Here is an 18,358-nt window from a genome sequence, read left to right as displayed (position 1 = left end):
TACTGTGTAAAATAGTATAGGTTTTTTGTTTTTTTTATGATAGCTGTTGTTCAAAAAGCCAACAGAAATTCATTAAATTTGTACACCTTGGTTTTAAAAACCAGAATTGAAATAATAATATTACCCTGAGATTTTACGGATTATTTTCAACAAAAATCGATGGACAACCTTTAACCCAAATTTTTTAATGTCGAGTATCATTCAATTACTTCCTGATCACGTTGCGAATCAAATTGCTGCCGGAGAGGTGGTTCAAAGACCTGCTTCGGTTGTAAAAGAGCTGTTAGAAAATGCTGTTGATGCGAAAGCAACTGACATTAAATTGATTATTAAAGATGCCGGAAAATCATTAGTTCAGGTTATCGATAATGGAATGGGGATGAGTGTAACGGATGCACGTTTGTGTTTTGCACGTCACGCTACTTCAAAAATACGCCAGGCCGAAGATCTTTTTTCGCTTCACACCAAAGGATTCCGTGGAGAAGCATTGGCTTCTATCGCGGCGATTGCCCACATGGAAATGAAGACGAAACAGGATCAGGAAGAACTGGGGACGCATATTGTAATCGAAGGAAGTAAATTTGTGTCGCAGGAAGAAGCTGTTTTGCCTAAAGGAACTTCTTTTGCGGTTAAAAATTTATTTTTTAATATTCCTGCCCGCCGTAATTTCTTAAAATCGGATACGGTGGAGTTTCGTCATGTTATGGACGAGTTTCAGCGTGTGGCAATGGCGCATCCTAATATTCATTTTACTTTTTACCACAATGGAAGCGAATTGTATAATTTGCCTGCGGCAGGTTATCGTCAGCGAATTGTAGGGATCATGTCCGGTAAAACCAATGAAAAATTAGTTCCGGTTAGTGAAGATACAGAGATCATTAACGTTCAGGGATTTGTTTGCAAGCCAGAGTTTGCAAAGAAAAGCAGGGGAGAGCAGTTCTTTTTTGTAAACGATCGTTTCATTAAAAGCGGGTATCTGCATCATGCAGTAATGGCGGCTTATGACGGACTTTTGAAAGACGGTTCGCAGCCAAGTTACTTTTTATATTTGAAAGTTCCGCCTAATACGATTGATATCAATATTCATCCTACCAAAACAGAAATTAAGTTTGATGATGAGCAGGCTTTGTACGCTATTTTAAGAGCCTCTATAAAACACAGTTTAGGTCAGTTTAATGTCGCGCCGGTTTTAGATTTTGAACGTGATGCCAATTTAGATACACCATACCATTATAAAGATGTAGAAGCCGAAACACCAACGATTCAGGTTGACGGGACTTTTAACCCATTTACGGACGATAAAACCAATCAGCATTATTCAAAATCGGGATCAGGTTCCGGTTTCAGTTCGGTTTCAGGTTTTAGCTCAGGATCTGGCTCGAGTTCCAATTCAGGTTCAGGCTCAAGTTATAGCTCCGGAGCAAATTCTTATTCCGGTTATTCTAAAAGAGTCGAGCCAACGGCAAGCTGGGAAAGTTTGTATACCGGTTTAGAGACCGAGAGTATCGAAAGTTCACCGTTTACTTTCGAAAACGAAGAAGTGACCTCTTCATTATTTAACGATAATGAAATTGAACAAGCGAGTCAGGGAACGTATCAGATTCATAAAAAATATATTGTATCGCCAATCAAATCCGGAATGGTGATTGTCGATCAGCAAAGAGCGCATCAGCGTATTTTGTACGAGCAGTTTTTGTTGAATATGACGGTCAATCAGGCTTCCAGTCAGCAATTATTGTTTCCGTTGAATTTATTCTATTCTTCGGCCGAAATGAAACTGATCGAAGAATTGAAACCTTCTTTAGAAACAACCGGTTTCGTTTTTGATGACGCTCAGACCGATCATATCGTGATTTCGGGAATTCCGGTAAACATTACCGAAAGTGAAGTCTCCTTGGTGATCGAACAATTATTAAGTGATTTACAAGATGGAATTCCGGCCAATAGTTACAGCCAGAATGATACCATTGCCAAGTCAATGGCTAAAAGTTTAGCGGTTAAAACCGGATCGTATTTAACCGAAAAAGAACAGGACAATCTGGTTAACGGATTATTTGCCTGTAAAGATCCAAACATTTCACCTTTTCAAAAACCTACCTTCATCACGATGCGTGTAGAAGATATAGATAAAAAGTTTGCCTTATGATGAATAACATGACTCCTGTCGTAAAACAACTGCTTATAATTAATATCATATTTTTTATAGGTGCTCAGTTAGTGCCAGTTTCCGAGCAGTTTTTTGCACTATTTTTTCCGGAAAGTGATTTTTTTAAACTTTGGCAGCCTATCACGCATATGTTTATGCACGGCGGTATTTTGCATATTGCCTTTAATATGTTTGCGATGGTTTCTTTCGGATCGGCCTTAGAACATTTCTGGGGAGGAAAGAAGTTTATTTTCTTTTACATCTCCTGTGGATTAGGTGCTGCTTTATTACAAATAGGGGTAAATTATCTGCAATTTCAGGACGCTTTAGAGCCGGTAAGAAGCTTAGGCTTATCAGATGCCACATTGCATCAGATTCTAAATGTAAATTTTAGCGATGGAGCGAGTTTTAGATCCGATTTGTTTTTAGAACAAATTAAACCAATACTGGAAGGGGTGGGAAAGACCAATCTTACCGAAGAAGGGTTTAAAGGATTGTTTAATGCTTCTGTGATTACTCAGGTGCCAATGGTAGGAGCTTCGGGTGCTATTTATGGACTTTTAGTGGCTTTTGCTTTTATGTTTCCAAATGCTGAACTTGCTTTGATGTTTATACCAATCCCGATTAAGGCGAAATATTTTGTACCCGGAATTTTAGCGATTGATTTGTTTTTAGGTTTCAAAGGAGATTCTATATTTGGAGGAGGAGGTACAGGAGTCGCTCACTTCGCTCACATTGGAGGTGCGGTCATTGGGTACTTCATGATGTGGTACTGGAAAAAAAATCAGTTTAATAACAATCGTTGGAATTAATTTTTAACTTTAATATTGCAAATAAAAACTAAAGAAAGCTTCTATGAACATTCTGGATGATTTAAAATTACAATATCGATTAGGCGGAATTGCTATGCGTGTTATTTTTTGGAACATTGGTTGTTTCCTGATTTCATTAGTGCTTTTCTATAACTTTTCTACAGCGCAGTTTGCCTTTCCAAACTGGCTGGCATTGTCATCAGATCCTGCCGTTTTTATGTTCAAACCCTGGACGTTCCTGACGTATGCTTTCTTTCATTATGGCTTTCTGCATTTGTTGTTTAATATGATGGTGCTGAATTTTGCGAGCCAGTTGTTCCTGACTTTCTTTACCCAAAAACAATATCTCGGACTGTATATTTTAGGAGCCATTTTTTCGGGAGTTGTTTTTGCATTGAGTTTTTATTTTTTAAATATTTCAGCGCCTATTGTAGGAGCATCGGCTGCCATCATGGCCATCCTGATGGGTGTTACCACTTATCAGCCTTTGATGAATGTTCGTTTGCTGCTTATCGGTAATGTAAAACTTTGGCACATTACAGCTGTCATTCTGGTTCTTGATTTAATGCAGTTTCGTTTAGACAATACCGGAGGACATATCTCGCATTTGGCAGGAGCTTTCTTTGGATTCCTTTTTATCAAGCTGCTTCAAAACGGTACAGATCTTAGTAAAATTGTTTCGAGAACATTAGATTTCTTTGCCAATCTGTTTAAAAAATCCCCATCGACCCCATTTACAAAAGTTCATAAAAATTACAAAAAACCTACTGAAAAAGTGACGTCAAGAATTGTTACGAAAGACAAAACGCAACAACAAATTGATGAAATTTTAGACAAAATCAGCCAGTCCGGTTATGATTGTCTGACAAAAGAAGAAAAAGAGTTTTTATTTAAAGCTGGAAAATAATCGTTTAGGTCCGCAATATGAAAAACCTTTCATGGTTTAATAAAATAATGTTCTTTTTGAATATAGTGCTAACTGTATTGACGTTTAGTATTTATATTTTACCATTTCTGGCACCAAAGAGTTTTCCGCTGCTATCGGTTTTGACGCTCTTTATGCCGGCTTTCTTTGTTCTCAATGGTTTGTTCTTCGTCTATTGGGGCATTCAGTTTAAGAAACGTCTTATTCTGTCCGGTTTGGTGTTGTTAACCGGAATTACTTTTATCAGTAAATTTTATAAATTCTCAGCAAAAGAATATGTTAAGGACGAGAGAGATTTCTCTGTAATGAGTTATAATGTACGTCTTTTTAATGTTTTCAAGTGGCTCGATCGCGACGATATTCCTTCCAATATAAAAGCCTTTATCGACGAAAAAGATCCGGACATTCTTTGTATTCAGGAGTATTCCAACTCGGCTCATCTGGATTTGAAAGTGTATCCGCATCGCTATATTTTTATTGATGGGAATAAAATTAAAACCGGTCAGGCAATTTTCTCCAAATTCCCTATTATTGATCAGGGAAATATCGTCTTTCCAAATTCAGACAATAATGTAGTCTATGCCGATATTAAAAGAGGTAAAGAGGTTATTCGTGTGTACAACATGCACCTGCAGTCGATAAAAATTTCTCCGGATGTAAGTGACATTTCAGACAATATTGATCATGTCAATCAGGAGAAATCACAGTTAATCTATACCCGAATCAGTAAAGGTTTCAGACAGCAGCAAGAGCAGGCCGAGATCTTTAAAGAAAATATCAAACAATGTAAAAACCCGATTATTATTTGTGGAGATATGAATAATAGTCCGTTTTCATATGTTTACCGAAATATCAAAGGAAAACTTAAAGATGCCTTTGAAGAAGCCGGAGAAGGATTTGGAGCAACTTATAAGTTCCGTTATTATCCGGCACGTATTGATTATATTTTTACTGACAGTAAGATGAAAGTCAAACAGTTTGAAAGTTTTTCTGACTTCGAAAATTCAGATCATTATCCTATTATGACGAGGCTTTCTATTGAGTAGTTTTGTGAGATGTGAGATGTAAAATGTAAGCTGTGAAAAGTTTTTAGTTTGCATTTTTTTTATGCTATGTGTTAGGTTATTTTTTTACGCAGATTACGCAGATTTTTTAACCGCTGGGGGCGCAAGGATTTTTACTTGTTAGATTTTATATAAACGCAAGGTTCGCAAAGCTTTACCCTACAGCTTTGCGAACCTTGCGTTTATATATGTAAACTTAGACAAAAAACTTTGCGTCCTTTGCGGTTAAGTAAAAGTAAACTACTTACAGATTCAGTTTCCGGTATTGCAAAGGAGAAGTCTGTTTGAGTTCCTTAAACTTTCTGTTGAAATTGGAGATGTTGTTAAAGCCGCATAATTCGGCAATTTCAAGAACCGAAAGTTCACTATTGTTGGCCAGCAGTTTGGAAGCATGTTCGATTCTTACTTCTATTAAAAACTGAAAAAAGGACTTGTTGGTCCGGACTTTAAAATACCGGCAGAACGCATTTTTGGTCATATTGGCGATCGAGGCAATCTCATCCAGGTTGATGTTTTTTTGGTAGTTGGTCATTACGTGTTCGAATACCGTCTGCATTCGTTTGCCTTCATTATCTGTAATTTTTTTATCGTACAAATGATTGGATAGCTGTTCCCTTTCACTGTTGGAAAGCCACTTTATGATTTCTAAAAACAAAATGAAGCGTTCGTAATTGTCTGATTTATTTAGTTTTTTAAAAGATTTGACGATTTTTTTTGGGGGATTGTGGGTAATAAAGCCATTTTTGCTGTTTTCTAAAAAAGGCTGAATGTTTTTGAAAGTGGTTAGTGAGAAGAAATCTTTTCCAAACGAGTTTGTCGTAAAGAATAAAGTACGCATAATGGAAGACTCATTGTCGTATACTTCACTTCTGAAAACATGAGGTAAATTGCTTCCAATCATTAAGATATCGCCTTCGCGGTAATGCGAGATGGTATCTCCGGCAAAAATGGCACCCTGTCCTTTTTCGATAAAACTAATTTGTATTTCTTCGTGTTGATGGAGTTTGTCGTAAAAAACAATCTCTCTATCCTCCTGATATATAAGAGGATCTTCTCCCGATTTAGGGATTTTAAATGGAAAAACTTTCATGGTTGGTCAAGGTTAGTTCATTCAAATATATTTTATTTTGTCAAAAAAATAGCAATATATTAATTGGTTTTTTGTGTAATTGTTTTATATAGGGTAATATAGTATTGTTTTGGGGTAATTTTTAAGCCTCTTGCTTTGTTCAATATAAATAATTTTGGTTTTAATTAAAATCGATATTATGAGTATTCAATGGAAAGGCGTTATGCCGGCAGTAACAACCAAATTTACTGCAGATGATAAATTAGACTTCAGAATGTTTGAAGTTAACTTGCAAGCACAATTAGAGGCAGGTGTTGAAGGAATAATTCTGGGCGGAACATTAGGAGAAGCCAGCACCCTTTTAGAAGATGAAAGAAGAGAATTGGTAAAAAATACGGTTAGTCTGGTAAACAATCAGGTACCGGTAATTATGAATATTGCAGAGCAAACCACACGTGCTGCAATTTTAGCTGCCAATAAAGCCGAACAAGATGGAGCAAAAGGTTTAATGATGTTGCCTCCAATGCGTTACAAAGCTTCTGATTTTGAAACGGTAACGTACTTTTCTGAAGTTGCAAAAAACACATCACTTCCCATAATGATATACAATAATCCGGTAGATTATAAAATTGAAGTTACACTGGATATGTTTGAAGAACTGTTGAAATTTGACAACATTCAGGCAGTAAAAGAATCCACAAGAGATATTTCGAATGTAACCAGAATGATTAACCGTTTCGGTGACCGATTAAAGATTTTATCAGGAGTAGATACTCTGGCTTTAGAAAGTTTACTGATGGGGTCTGACGGATGGGTTTCAGGTCTGGTATGTGCTTTTCCAAAAGAAACTGTGGCGATATATAAATTAGCCAAAGCCGGCAGAATTGATGAGGCTTTGAAAATATACAGATGGTTCCTTCCTTTATTAGAATTAGACATTAATTCATTTTTAGTACAAAATATTAAGCTTGCAGAAGTAGCAACAGGTATCGGGACAGAATATGTTCGTGCGCCAAGATTACCGCTTCAGGGAGCTGAAAGAGAAAAAGTTTTAGATATTATTGCCAAATCCTTAGCATCAAGACCAACTTTGCCTGATTATAAAAACTTAGAACAGTATGTAGGCTAATACAATTGGTTTTACAAATTTCTTCTTTAAGAGTCTGTTTAGATTTTAAATAGACTCTTAGAATTGTAAAGTATTTATTCAAACAACAAAAAAGAAATATGATTACAGGAAAAAATTACGTGGGAAGCACACTCAAAGCTGCCGGAAATAAAACATTTAAAACATTTAATCCGCAGCAGAATGTCGAAAATCCCTGGGTTTTTACAGAAGCAACTCATGAAGAAATTGAAGAAGCAGTTGCTTTGGCTCATCAGGCATTTGGAACGTATAAAAAATGTTCCGGTTTAGAAAGAGCAGGTTTTTTAAATGCTATCGCTGACGAAATCGTAGCTTTAGGAAATGATTTGTTAGTTCAGTATTGCAGTGAATCCGGCTTTCCAATGGGCAGAGCAGAGGGGGAGCGCGGAAGAATGGTTGGTCAGCTACGCGCGTTTGCCCAAATGCTCATTGAAGGGAGCTGGGTTCAGGCTGCAATTGATACTGCAATAACAGACAGGGTTCCTGCGCCAAAAGAAGATTTGCGTAAAATTTTGGTACCCCTTGGTCCGGTGGTGGTTTTTGGGTCAAGTAATTTTCCGTTTGCCTTTTCAACAGCTGGAGGAGATACCGCTTCAGCATTAGCGGCGGGTTGTCCTGTGATTGTAAAAAGTCACTCGATGCATGTGGGAACAGGTGAAATGGTTGCTTCGGCTATTATAAAAGCAGCACAAAAAACAAATATGCCGGAAGGTGTTTTCTCCAATCTTATTGGTGGAGGAACAACTCTTGGTACGGCACTGGTGAAACATCCATTGGTGAAAGCAGTTGGTTTTACCGGAAGCATTCGCGCCGGAAGAGCCTTATTTGATCTGGCAGCACAGCGCCCGGAACCCATTCCGGTTTTTGCCGAGATGGGGAGTGTAAATCCTGTGGTTCTTTTGCCGAAAGCAGTAGAGGTAAACAGTCAAAAGTGGGCTGCGGCTTATGCGGGATCTATCACGCTTGGAGCAGGTCAGTTTTGTACCAATCCCGGATTACTGTTTGGAATTAAGGGGGCTGAATTGAATAAGTTTTCAGAAGAATTGACAGAGGCTATTGAAAAAATAGAACCGTTTTGTATGCTGCATCCTTCCATGAAGAATGGTTTTGAAGAAGGATCAGCAACAATGCTGGCACAGAAAGGAGTCGCTAAAATTGCAGAATATAAAGGTGAAGCGGCATCAAATTACGGAGTACAGAAAGTGTTGACCGTAGACGGGAAAACTTTTTTAGAGAATAAAGTCTTAAGTCATGAGGTTTTCGGACCTGTATCGGTACTGGTGCAATGTGATGATGAACAACAATTACTGACCATCATCAATCAATTGGACGGACAGTTAACAGGAACCATTATTGGGGAGTCTGAGGAATTGAAAAATCAGGACGAATTGATAGCAGCGATGCAGAGTAAAGTGGGACGATTGATTTTTAATGGAGTTCCTACGGGAGTTGAAGTTTGCCCTTCGATGATTCACGGAGGCCCTTATCCGGCTTCTTCCGATTCGAGATTTACTGCTGTTGGAATCCATGCCGTTTATCGTTGGGTTCGACCGTTTAGTTACCAAAACTGGCCAAATGAATTATTACCTGCAGAATTGCAGAACGAAAATCCATTACAGATTTTAAGAACCTTAAATAATATTCAAACAAAATCCCAGATATCATAAATGACAAGGAAAACTTTTTTTTGTGTAGATGCACACACTTGCGGGAATCCTGTGAGAGTGGTGGCAGGTGGCGGGCCTAATTTGACGGGGGCTAACATGAGCGAAAAACGCCAGCATTTTTTAAAAGAATTTGACTGGATCCGCAAAGGATTAATGTTTGAACCTCGCGGACATGATATGATGAGCGGCAGTATTTTATATCCGCCAAGTGATCCTGCCAATGATTTTGGAATTTTGTTTATCGAAACTTCCGGTTGTCTGCCCATGTGCGGTCACGGAACGATTGGTACCATTACCATTGCCATTGAAGAAGGTTTGATTACCCCAAAAATACCTGGGAAAATAAGAATGGAAGCTCCTGCCGGTCTTGTGAATATCGAGTACCAGCAAACCGGAAATAAAGTCGACTGGGTACGTCTGACCAATGTAAAATCGTATTTGGCAGCAGAAGGATTAACTATTGATTGTCCGGAACTGGGAGAAATTACTTTTGATGTAGCATACGGAGGAAACTATTATGCGATTGTAGATCCACAAAAAAATTTCTCAGGAATTCAGAATTTCTCCGCCGGTAAAATTATCCAGTTGAGTCAGGAAGTCCGCAAAAGAATTAATGCCAAATATCCGGACTATTTTATCCATCCGGAAAATGATACCATTCGTGATGTCAGTCATATGTTGTGGACAGGAGAGCCTTTAGATCCAACATCATCAGGACGAAATGCTGTTTTCTACGGAGACAAAGCTATCGATCGTTCTCCTTGCGGTACCGGAACATCGGCACGAATTGCGCAGCTGCATGCCAAAGGAAAACTGAAAGCAGGAGAAGATTTTATTCACGAAAGTTATATTGGCAGTAAGTTTATTGGAAAAGTGGTAGAGGAAACTTCAATTGGAGAAATTCCCGCGATTGTACCAAGTATTCAGGGCTGGGCAAAAGTATACGGTTACAATACCATCATTATCGATGAAGAGAATGATCCGTATGCTCATGGTTTTCAGGTAATTTAAAAAATATTAAAAATTTAGATTCATTGAAGGAGGATGAGATTCTTCTTCAATGAATTTTTTAATTCCGTAGAAATGAAAAGAGTAAGTATAATTGGAGGAGGTATAATAGGTTTGTGTACCGCTTATTATCTGGCTAAAGAAGGATATGAGGTAACCATTTTTGATCAGTCTCCTATGGATGATGGCTGTTCTTATGGAAATGCCGGTATGATTGTTCCTTCGCATATTATTCCGCTGGCACAGCCCGGTATGATTGCTCAGGGAATCAAATGGATGTTCGACAGTCAGAGTCCGTTTTATGTAAAACCGAGATTAGATGCCAATCTGATGAAATGGGGGCTGCAGTTTTACAAACATGCCAATGAGAAACACGTTGCAAATGCGATGCCTGCATTGCGTGATTTGTCATTGTTGAGTAAAGAATTATATCAGGATTTTGCGAAAGAAAACAATTCTTTTTTCTACGAAGAAAAAGGACTTCTAATGTTGTACAAAACCGATAAAGTGGCCCATGAAATGTTTCATGAAGGACGAGAAGCCGAAAAATTGGGTTTAAAAGTAGATTACCTTTCTGCGGCAGCTGTTGCAAAATTGGAGAACGGTACTAAAACCGATATTTTAGGTGGGATACACTACAAAGGCGATGCTCATTTGTACCCACAAAAATTCATGCAGTTTATCAAAGAAGAATTAAAGCGCTTAAAAGTAGAAATTCATTCCGGTACAACAGTACAGGATTTTACTTTCGATCATCATAAAATTACAAAAGTAGTAACCGACAAAGGTACATTTGCCACAGATGAAGTGGTACTGGCAGCCGGTTCGTGGAGCCCTTCACTGGCTAAAAAACTGGGAATTTCAGTTTCTATTTTACCGGGAAAAGGATACAGTTTCACATTGAAGGATCAGGATCATAAACCTTCCATTCCTTCGATTTTATGCGAAGGAAAAGTAGCTGTAACCCCTATGAACAATGATATTCGTTTTGGGGGAACTATGGAAATTACCCACACCGGAGATACCAAAATTAATAAGAACAGATTGCAGGGAATCATAAACAGTATCAATGAATTTTATCCCGAAATGCAGGTAGGAATGCCTGAAAACAAGGATACCTGGTTTGGTTTCAGACCTTGTACACCTTCCGGAATGCCAATCATTACCCGTGCCAAAAAAGTTGTAAATTTGACTTTCGCCACCGGACATGCGATGATGGGCTTAAGCCTTGCACCGGCAACCGGAAAGATAATCACAGAGATTATTTCAGGCAAAACAATTTCTGTTGACACTAAAATGTTTCAATTATAAACTATGAGATACGATTCAATTCCGGCTTCTTTATTTGAAAATAACCGTAAGAGGTTTGTCGAAAAAATGCAGACTAACAGTTTGGCAATTCTTGCTTCAAACGATGTGATGCCCAATAATACAGATGATGTCATGGGTTTTGCACAAAATAATGATTTGTTTTATCTGTCCGGAATTGAGCAGGACGAAACCATTTTGGTACTTTATCCCGATGCTTTTAAAGAAGAAAACAGAGCAATTTTATTTGTAAAAGAAGTCAGTGAACATACGTTAATCTGGGACGGAGATTTCCTGACCAAAGAAAAAGTTACGGCGCTTTCCGGAATTAAAAATGTAAAATGGCTGCACGAATTTGAAAAAGCCCTACAGCTATTTGCCTTTGAGGCCGATACCATTTATCTGGGGCACAACGAGCACATTAAAAGAATAACTTCGGAAATGAATACCCGTCAGGATCGAATGATTCAGTGGTGCAAACAAAAATATCCACTGCATCAATACGAGCGTGTGGCCAAAATAACAAGAGAACTGCGTCCGGTAAAATCAGCAGAAGAAATTGCTTTGATCCGAAAAGCGGTGGCAATAAGTATCGAAGGATTCAAAGCATTGATAAAAGCGGTAAAACCCAATGTAAAAGAATACGAACTGGAGGCTGAATTGGCGTACCATTATATCAGAAACGGAGGAAATCGCCATGCTTTCAAACCTATTATAGCTTCGGGTAAGAATGCCTGTGTCTTACATTACAATACCAATGATTCGGTTTGTCAGGACGGCGATATGCTTTTGGTCGATTTTGGGGTTTGTTATGGCAATTACAATTCTGACACTACGCGCTGTCTTCCGATAAACGGAAAATTTTCTGCTCGTCAGAAAGAAGTTTACCAATCGGTTTTACATTGTTTGAAAGAAGGATCTAAATTTTTAAAACCGGGAGTTTTATCTAAAGATTACGAATTACAGATGGCAAGCCTGGTGGAAACCGAGCTGGTAAAATTAGGTCTGATAACTTTAGAAGAAATTGAAGCACAAGATCCTGAAAATCCGGTGTACAAAAAATACTTCATGCACGGAACGGCTCATTTTGTGGGACTGGATGTTCATGATGTAGGATTGTATTCCAAACCTTTTGAAAAAGGAATGGTGTTGACCTGCGAGCCCGGAATTTATATTCGGGAAGAAGGAATCGGCTGTCGACTGGAAAATGATTATTTGTTAACCGAAGACGGAAACATCAATTTAACCGAAGATATGCCTATTGAAATTGAAGAAATAGAACAGCTATTAAATACCAAATAAACCATGATTAAAAAACACTTCCTATTGCTTCTTTTTGTTTGCTCGAGCATTTTGGCTCAAAAAGATATCGATATAAACGAATTAAAATGGCTGCCCAATTCACATTCGTTTTGGGTAAATTCCGAAAACAACATTCAGGTATATGATGTGGATAAACTCAATCAGAGTACCACTGTTTTAACCCAGCAGCAGTTATCAGCGGCAGGTTTTAACGGAGAAGTGGAAGAATTAGTCTGGAATCAGAATAAAACCAGAGTTCTGGTGTATACCAACTCAAAAAAAGTGTGGAGAGCCAATACCAGAGGCGACTATTGGTTTTTTGACTTAACCACCGGAAAAGGAAGAAAACTGGGTATCAACTTAGAAGAGTCTTCCCTAATGTTTGCTAAGTTTTCAGCAGATAACGAAAATGTAGCTTACGTTTCAAAACACAATATTTACCTTGAAAATCTGGCATCAGCTAAGATTACCGCTTTAACAACAGACGGAACCGATAAGGTAATTAACGGAACTTTTGACTGGGTTTACGAAGAAGAATTGGCAGCGCGTGACGGATTTCGCTGGAGTCCTGATGGTAAAAGTATTGCTTTTTGGCGTGTAGACGCTTCGAAGACAAAGTTTCACTTAATGATTAACAATACCGATGCTTTATACCCATTCGTAATTCCGGTAGAATATCCTAAAGCTGGAGAAAAACCCTCTGCTGTAAAAATTGGAGTTATTGATATTGCTTCTTTAAAAACCAATTGGCTTGATATTCCCGGAGAACCGGATAATAATTATTTGGTTCGTATGGAATGGGTAGCTAAAGATGAGGTAATGGCCATACAATTAAACCGAAATCAAAATCAGGTTTCGATTTACAATTGCAATACACAATCCGGGAAAGCAACTTTGGTGTATCAGGAAAAATCAGCAGAATGGATTGATGTTTTTGATATTTCGTCTGGCGTATACGATGGTTTTCCTTGTCAGTTTGTAGACAATGGCAAATCTTTTTTATGGAGCTCGGATGCCGATGGCTGGATGCATGTGTACAAAATAAGCCGTGACGGAAAAAAGAAAGAACTGATCACAACAGGAAATTTCGATGCCTATTTTAAAGCTTATAATGACAAGACCAAATCCATTTATTATATCGCAAGTCCAAAAGATGCTACGCAGCGTTATTTGTATGAGACGAATATTAATTCGCTTAAAACCAAAAGAATAACTCCTGAAGTATTTGAAGGAACCAATGAATATGAGTTTTCGACAGACGGATCGTATGCCAAACACACCAATTCTAATGTCAATCGTGATTTTAATGTGCGTTTAGTTTCACTTTCCGATCATAAAAAAATACTGCCAAAAGAGGCTGATGTTTTTACAAAACCAAAACGTGACTTTTCTTTAGAGAAATTCAAAGTAACCACGGTTGACGGAGTAGAGATCGATGGAATCATGGCAAAACCGCTTGATTTTGATCCAACAAAAAAATATCCCGTATTCTTTTACGTTTACGGTGAGCCAATGGCTTCGGTAGCGAATGACATGCCTTACTTTAATGGATTTATTGATCTGTTAATTCCGAAGGGATACATTGGAATTGCCATGGACAACAGAGGAACTCCGGTTTTGAAAGGAAGAAAATGGAGAAAATCAATCTACAAAAATATCGGAATCATCAATACCCGCGATCAGGCAATGGCCGCTAAAGAAGTACTGAAATGGAACTTTATTGATAACAACAGAGTAGCCATACACGGATGGAGCGGAGGCGGAGCTGTAACTTTGAACCTGATGTTTCAATATCCGGAAATATACAAAACCGGTGTAGCGATTGCCGCAGTGACCGATCAGCATTTTTACGATAATATTTATACCGAACGTTATATGGGATTGCCGGATGAGAGTGAAGCTGCTTACATTCAGGCTTCACCTGTAACACACGCAAAGAACTTAAAAGGAAATCTGCTTTACATTCACGGAACCGGCGACGATAATGTGCATTATAAAAATGCAGAAGTTTTGATTGATGAACTGATAAAATACGACAAAGTTTTTAATTTAATGATCTACCCAAATCGTACCCACAGCATTCATGAAGGCGAAGGAACCCGAAAACATTTAGTGGATACTTTTATAAAATTTATTGAAGAAAAATGTCCTCCGGGAGCAAAATAGTTTAATATCAAAATCTCAAATTTTAAATTCCAAATTCCAAACTTCGATGAACGTTTGGGATTTGGAATTTTTTTATTGGAATTTTAGCACTCTCTTTCGTGTTTTGGAGCTGCTTATTCGGAATCAAAAAAACGCAACAAATAATGAAGACGAAGAAAGCTGAAAATCTTTAATCTATATTTTGATAAAATTTATTGAAGAAAAATATCCTCCGGGAGTGAAATAGTTTAATATCAAAATCTCAAATTTTGAATTCCAAATTCCAAACTTCGATGAACGTTTGGGATTTGGAATTTTTTTATTGGATTTTTTAACACTCTCTTTAGTGTTTTGAAGTTTATTTAGAAGCTAAAGATATTAAAAGTAAGAAAATAAATACATATGTTGCACGAATTTGAAAGGGTAAGATAATACATGTAAAATATTAAATGTGTAACAAAAGGGTAATATAATAGGTTTTTGCGATAATATATTATCATAAAAATTATCAAAAAAGCAAAACATTTGCCAATACTAATTATAAAACCTTTTTATGAAATTCAAGTTTTTTCAAAGAAAAACGGTAGTACTTTTTTTTGTACTGCTAGCACAATTTGCGCTCGCACAAGAGCGGGTTGTATCGGGAATTGTTTCAGATAATGCAGGGCTGCCTTTGCCGGGTGCGAGTGTATTGATCAAAGGAACAAAAACAGGAGCTCAAACTGATTTTGACGGTAAGTATTCTATAAAGACAAGTCAAAACGCTGTTTTAATCTTTAATTATATCGGGATGAAGGCTGTAGAGGTAACCGTTACAGGGAACACTGCCAACGTTTCTTTATCCCCTGCTTCAGAGCAGCTGCAGGAAATTGTCGTTACCGCTCTGGGGTTAAAAAGAGAAAAGAAATCTTTAGGATATGCCACTCAGGAGATTAAAGGAGAAGATCTGACTAAAGTAAACAATGGTAACGTAGCCAATGCGATTTCAGGTAAAATTGCCGGTGTACAAATCAGACGTAACAACAATATTGGAGGTTCAACGAATGTCGTGATTCGTGGTACTACTTCTTTGACGGGAAACAATCAGGCTTTATGGATTGTAGATGGTATTCCGTTGAATAATGACAATACCAATAGTGCCGATCAGAAAAGCGGAGGTAACACAGGAGGATACGATTACGGAAATGCCGCTTCGGATATCAATCCTGACGATATCGAGACGATGAACGTACTAAAAGGAGCTGCGGCTTCGGCGCTGTATGGTTCAAGAGCTTCAAATGGGGTAATCCTTGTAACTTTAAAAAAAGGAAGTAAATCTAAAGGAGGTTTAGGTGTAAGTTTTAGCTCCGGAGTTACCGTTGGTGTAGTCGATAAAAAAACGTTACCGGAGTATCAAAATCAATACGGTGGAGGATATGGTGATTTCTATGGAACAGTAGATTTAGGTAGTGGAGTACATCCGTATGCTGCTACTGATGATGCATCATGGGGACCTAAATTTGATCCTAATTTGTTAGTGTACAACTGGAGTTCTTTCTATCCTGAGTTACCGGGTTATGGAAAAGCGACTCCTTGGACGGCAGTAAAGAAAAATCCAAATGATTTTTACCAAAAGAGCTTAACGTTCATTAATAATATTGCTTTTACCGGATCAGGTGAAAAAGGAGATTTCAGATTTGGTTATACAAACTATAACATGAATCAGGGAATTTTGCCAAACAGTAACAACCGTAAAGACAATTTCAACTTTTCAGGAACCTATAACATTCTGCCTAAAACTAAAATTTCGGCATCTGCGAATTATTTAAAAGCAAATGCGAAAGGAATGAATGAAACTGGTTATGGTGACGGTGGAAATAACTATTTGAGCAGTATCAGACAATGGTATTCTACAAGTGTAGATTTTCAGGATTTAAAAGATGCTTATAACCTTACAGGAGAAAATACAACCTGGAGTGTTGGCGGACCAAATGATTTAACGATTCAGTTTCATGACAACCCGTATTTTCAAAGATATAACAACTACAATACTTTAAATCGTGATCGTTTTTTTGGAAATTTTGCTTTGAATACACAAATCACCGATTGGTTTGATATTACAGGTAAAGGTGCTGTAGATACCTATAGTCAGTTACAGGAGGAGCGCATTGCCGTGGGATCAAAGAGAACACCAAATGCACTTGGACAGTATACCAGATTTGATAAAACGTTCAGAGAGATCAACTTCGATTTAATCATGAACTTTAAAACGAATATTACAGACGGAATTAAGTTCAACGGAATGCTTGGAGCTAATTCAAGACGTTCAGTGAGTAAATCAATTTTTGCAGCAACAAATGGCGGACTGGTAGTGCCTGGGATTTATGCTTTGAGTAATTCTATTGATAAAATCAACAGCCCTGGTGAGTCAGAAGTGACCATCGGAACAAACAGTGTTTATGCTAATGCAAGTTTCAATTTTATGGAAACTTATTTCTTAGAAGGAAGTTATCGTGTAGACAAGTCTTCTACGTTACCATCAAGCAATAGTACTTATACGTATCCTTCGATTACAGGAACTTATATTTTTAGTAATCATATTAAAACAAATTGGTTGTCTTTTGGAAAACTGCGTTTGAATTATGCAGAAACAGGTAATGATGCTCCGTTTGCTGTAATTGCATCAACTTATCCTAAAGGTGATAATTTTGGACCTGACGGAATTCGTTTCTCTACAGAAAACAATAAAAGTAATGCTAATTTAAAAAGTGAGCTGACCAAAGGTCTTGAAGCTGGTATAGAACTTAAATTGTTCAATAATCGTGTAGGTCTTGATTTCTCTTACTACAAAAGCAATACAACCAATCAGATTCTTTCAGTTGAAACACCTACACAAACCGGATACACCAGAGCCTGGATAAACGGAGGGGATGTTCAGAATAAAGGATATGAGGTAACCTTGTCTGTAATTCCGGTGAAGACAGCAAATTTCAGCTGGGAAGCAAAAGTTAACTGGTCTACCAATAAAAATGAAGTGATTTCATTAGGAGGAGCTGACAGAATTTCGTTAGGATCTTTCCAGGGAGTTGGATATGTTGCTGAGGTTGGAAAACCAATTGGACAGCTGATAGGTTCAGGATTTACCTATTTAAACGGAGAAAAAGTAATTCGTTCAAACGGAAGATATCAGCAAACTGCCGGAGCTACAATCGGAGATATAAATCCGGACTGGATTGGTGGTTTGAATAACGTAATTACCTATAAAAATTTCTCATTGAACTTCCTGATTGATGTGAAAAAAGGCGGAGATGTTTACTCATTAGATCAACGTTACGGACATACTACAGGTATTTACGAAAGTACAGTTTCCAACAACCATTTAGGTGTTCCGCAAAGAGAGCCGCTGGCAAATGGAGGAGGTGTTTTGTTGGCAGGTGTTAAGGCAGACGGAACTCCAAACGACAAAATTGTAAGTGTAGAAGGAGCAAATGGATATTCTTTTTATAATTCCATGCCGGAACAGCAATATGTTTACGATGCTTCTTATGTGAAATTACGTGAGTTAGGATTAAGCTACAGATTGCCATCAAAATTCCTTGCAAAGACTTTTATCACCAATATGATTTTGTCAGTTAATGGGAGCAACTTATGGATCATTCATAAAAATTTACCTTATGCTGATCCGGAAGCGGGACTTTCTTCAGGAAACCTTCAGGGCTTTCAAACCGGAGTTTTGCCTACATCAAAAGAGTATAACTTTAATATGAAAGTTCAATTCTAAAAACA

Annotated in this window: 12 protein-coding genes; 11 read left to right on the top strand and 1 reads right to left on the bottom strand. The window is 37.7% G+C overall.

The features are described from left to right. Nucleotides 1-187 precede the first annotated feature (187 nt). From mutL to ACAM30_RS04280, 4 genes are read left to right on the top strand one after another with little or no spacing between them, the layout of a single operon-like run. The gene (gene mutL / locus ACAM30_RS04295; RefSeq protein ID WP_369617383.1) at nt 188-2,146 is read left to right on the top strand and encodes a DNA mismatch repair endonuclease MutL; all 1,959 of its coding nucleotides are present in this window, start codon (nt 188-190) and stop codon (nt 2,144-2,146) included. Beyond that, nucleotides 2,146-2,958: a rhomboid family intramembrane serine protease gene (locus tag ACAM30_RS04290; protein ID WP_369618638.1), complete on the top strand. Its 813-nt coding sequence runs from the start codon at nt 2,146-2,148 to the stop codon at nt 2,956-2,958. Before mutL ends, ACAM30_RS04290 begins: the two co-directional genes overlap by 1 nt. A 43-nt stretch (nt 2,959-3,001) precedes the next feature. Further along, nucleotides 3,002-3,865 carry a rhomboid family intramembrane serine protease gene (locus ACAM30_RS04285; protein ID WP_369617382.1) on the top strand — a complete coding sequence of 288 codons (864 nt, stop codon included), beginning with the start codon at nt 3,002-3,004 and terminating at the stop codon, nt 3,863-3,865. A gap of 47 nt (nt 3,866-3,912) precedes the next feature. Continuing rightward, nucleotides 3,913-4,929 carry an endonuclease/exonuclease/phosphatase family protein gene (locus ACAM30_RS04280; RefSeq protein ID WP_369618637.1) on the top strand — a complete coding sequence of 339 codons (1,017 nt, stop codon included), beginning with the start codon at nt 3,913-3,915 and terminating at the stop codon, nt 4,927-4,929. A 262-nt stretch (nt 4,930-5,191) separates the two neighbouring features. Here the strand turns inward: ACAM30_RS04280 and ACAM30_RS04275 are convergent, their stop codons facing one another. Continuing rightward, on the bottom strand, nt 5,192-6,037 hold the full coding sequence (locus ACAM30_RS04275) for an AraC family transcriptional regulator (protein ID WP_017494848.1): 846 nt from the start codon (nt 6,035-6,037) through the stop codon (nt 5,192-5,194). A gap of 178 nt (nt 6,038-6,215) precedes the next feature. On the opposite strand from ACAM30_RS04275, the gene ACAM30_RS04270 reads away from it, so the two are divergent. The 7 genes from ACAM30_RS04270 (at nt 6,216) to ACAM30_RS04240 (ending at nt 18,353) form a co-directional block, all read left to right on the top strand. Then, complete coding sequence (locus ACAM30_RS04270) at nt 6,216-7,145, top strand: dihydrodipicolinate synthase family protein (RefSeq protein ID WP_369617381.1); 930 nt, start codon at nt 6,216-6,218, stop codon at nt 7,143-7,145. 98 nt (nt 7,146-7,243) lie between these two features. Next, nucleotides 7,244-8,830 (top strand): aldehyde dehydrogenase (NADP(+)), encoded by a 1,587-nt coding sequence (locus ACAM30_RS04265; RefSeq protein ID WP_369617380.1) that lies wholly within the window; start codon nt 7,244-7,246, stop codon nt 8,828-8,830. Further along, nucleotides 8,831-9,841 (top strand): 4-hydroxyproline epimerase, encoded by a 1,011-nt coding sequence (locus ACAM30_RS04260; protein WP_369617379.1) that lies wholly within the window; start codon nt 8,831-8,833, stop codon nt 9,839-9,841. 72 nt (nt 9,842-9,913) lie between these two features. Continuing rightward, a complete protein-coding gene (locus ACAM30_RS04255; protein WP_369617378.1) occupies nt 9,914-11,149 on the top strand; it encodes an NAD(P)/FAD-dependent oxidoreductase in 1,236 nt (411 codons plus the stop codon). 3 nt (nt 11,150-11,152) lie between these two features. Next, the gene (locus tag ACAM30_RS04250; protein ID WP_369617377.1) at nt 11,153-12,448 is read left to right on the top strand and encodes an aminopeptidase P family protein; all 1,296 of its coding nucleotides are present in this window, start codon (nt 11,153-11,155) and stop codon (nt 12,446-12,448) included. Nucleotides 12,449-12,451: 3 nt separating this feature from the next. Further along, entirely contained in the window at nt 12,452-14,614 is a 2,163-nt protein-coding gene (locus ACAM30_RS04245; RefSeq protein ID WP_369617376.1) for a DPP IV N-terminal domain-containing protein, read from the top strand. A gap of 532 nt (nt 14,615-15,146) precedes the next feature. Beyond that, on the top strand, nt 15,147-18,353 hold the full coding sequence (locus ACAM30_RS04240) for a SusC/RagA family TonB-linked outer membrane protein (protein ID WP_369617375.1): 3,207 nt from the start codon (nt 15,147-15,149) through the stop codon (nt 18,351-18,353). Nucleotides 18,354-18,358 lie beyond the last annotated feature (5 nt).

The organism is Flavobacterium sp. CFS9 (assembly GCF_041154745.1).
Lineage (GTDB): Bacteria > Bacteroidota > Bacteroidia > Flavobacteriales > Flavobacteriaceae > Flavobacterium.
Note: the sequence above shows the minus strand (reverse complement) of the source record. Positions and strands in the feature narration are given on the sequence as shown.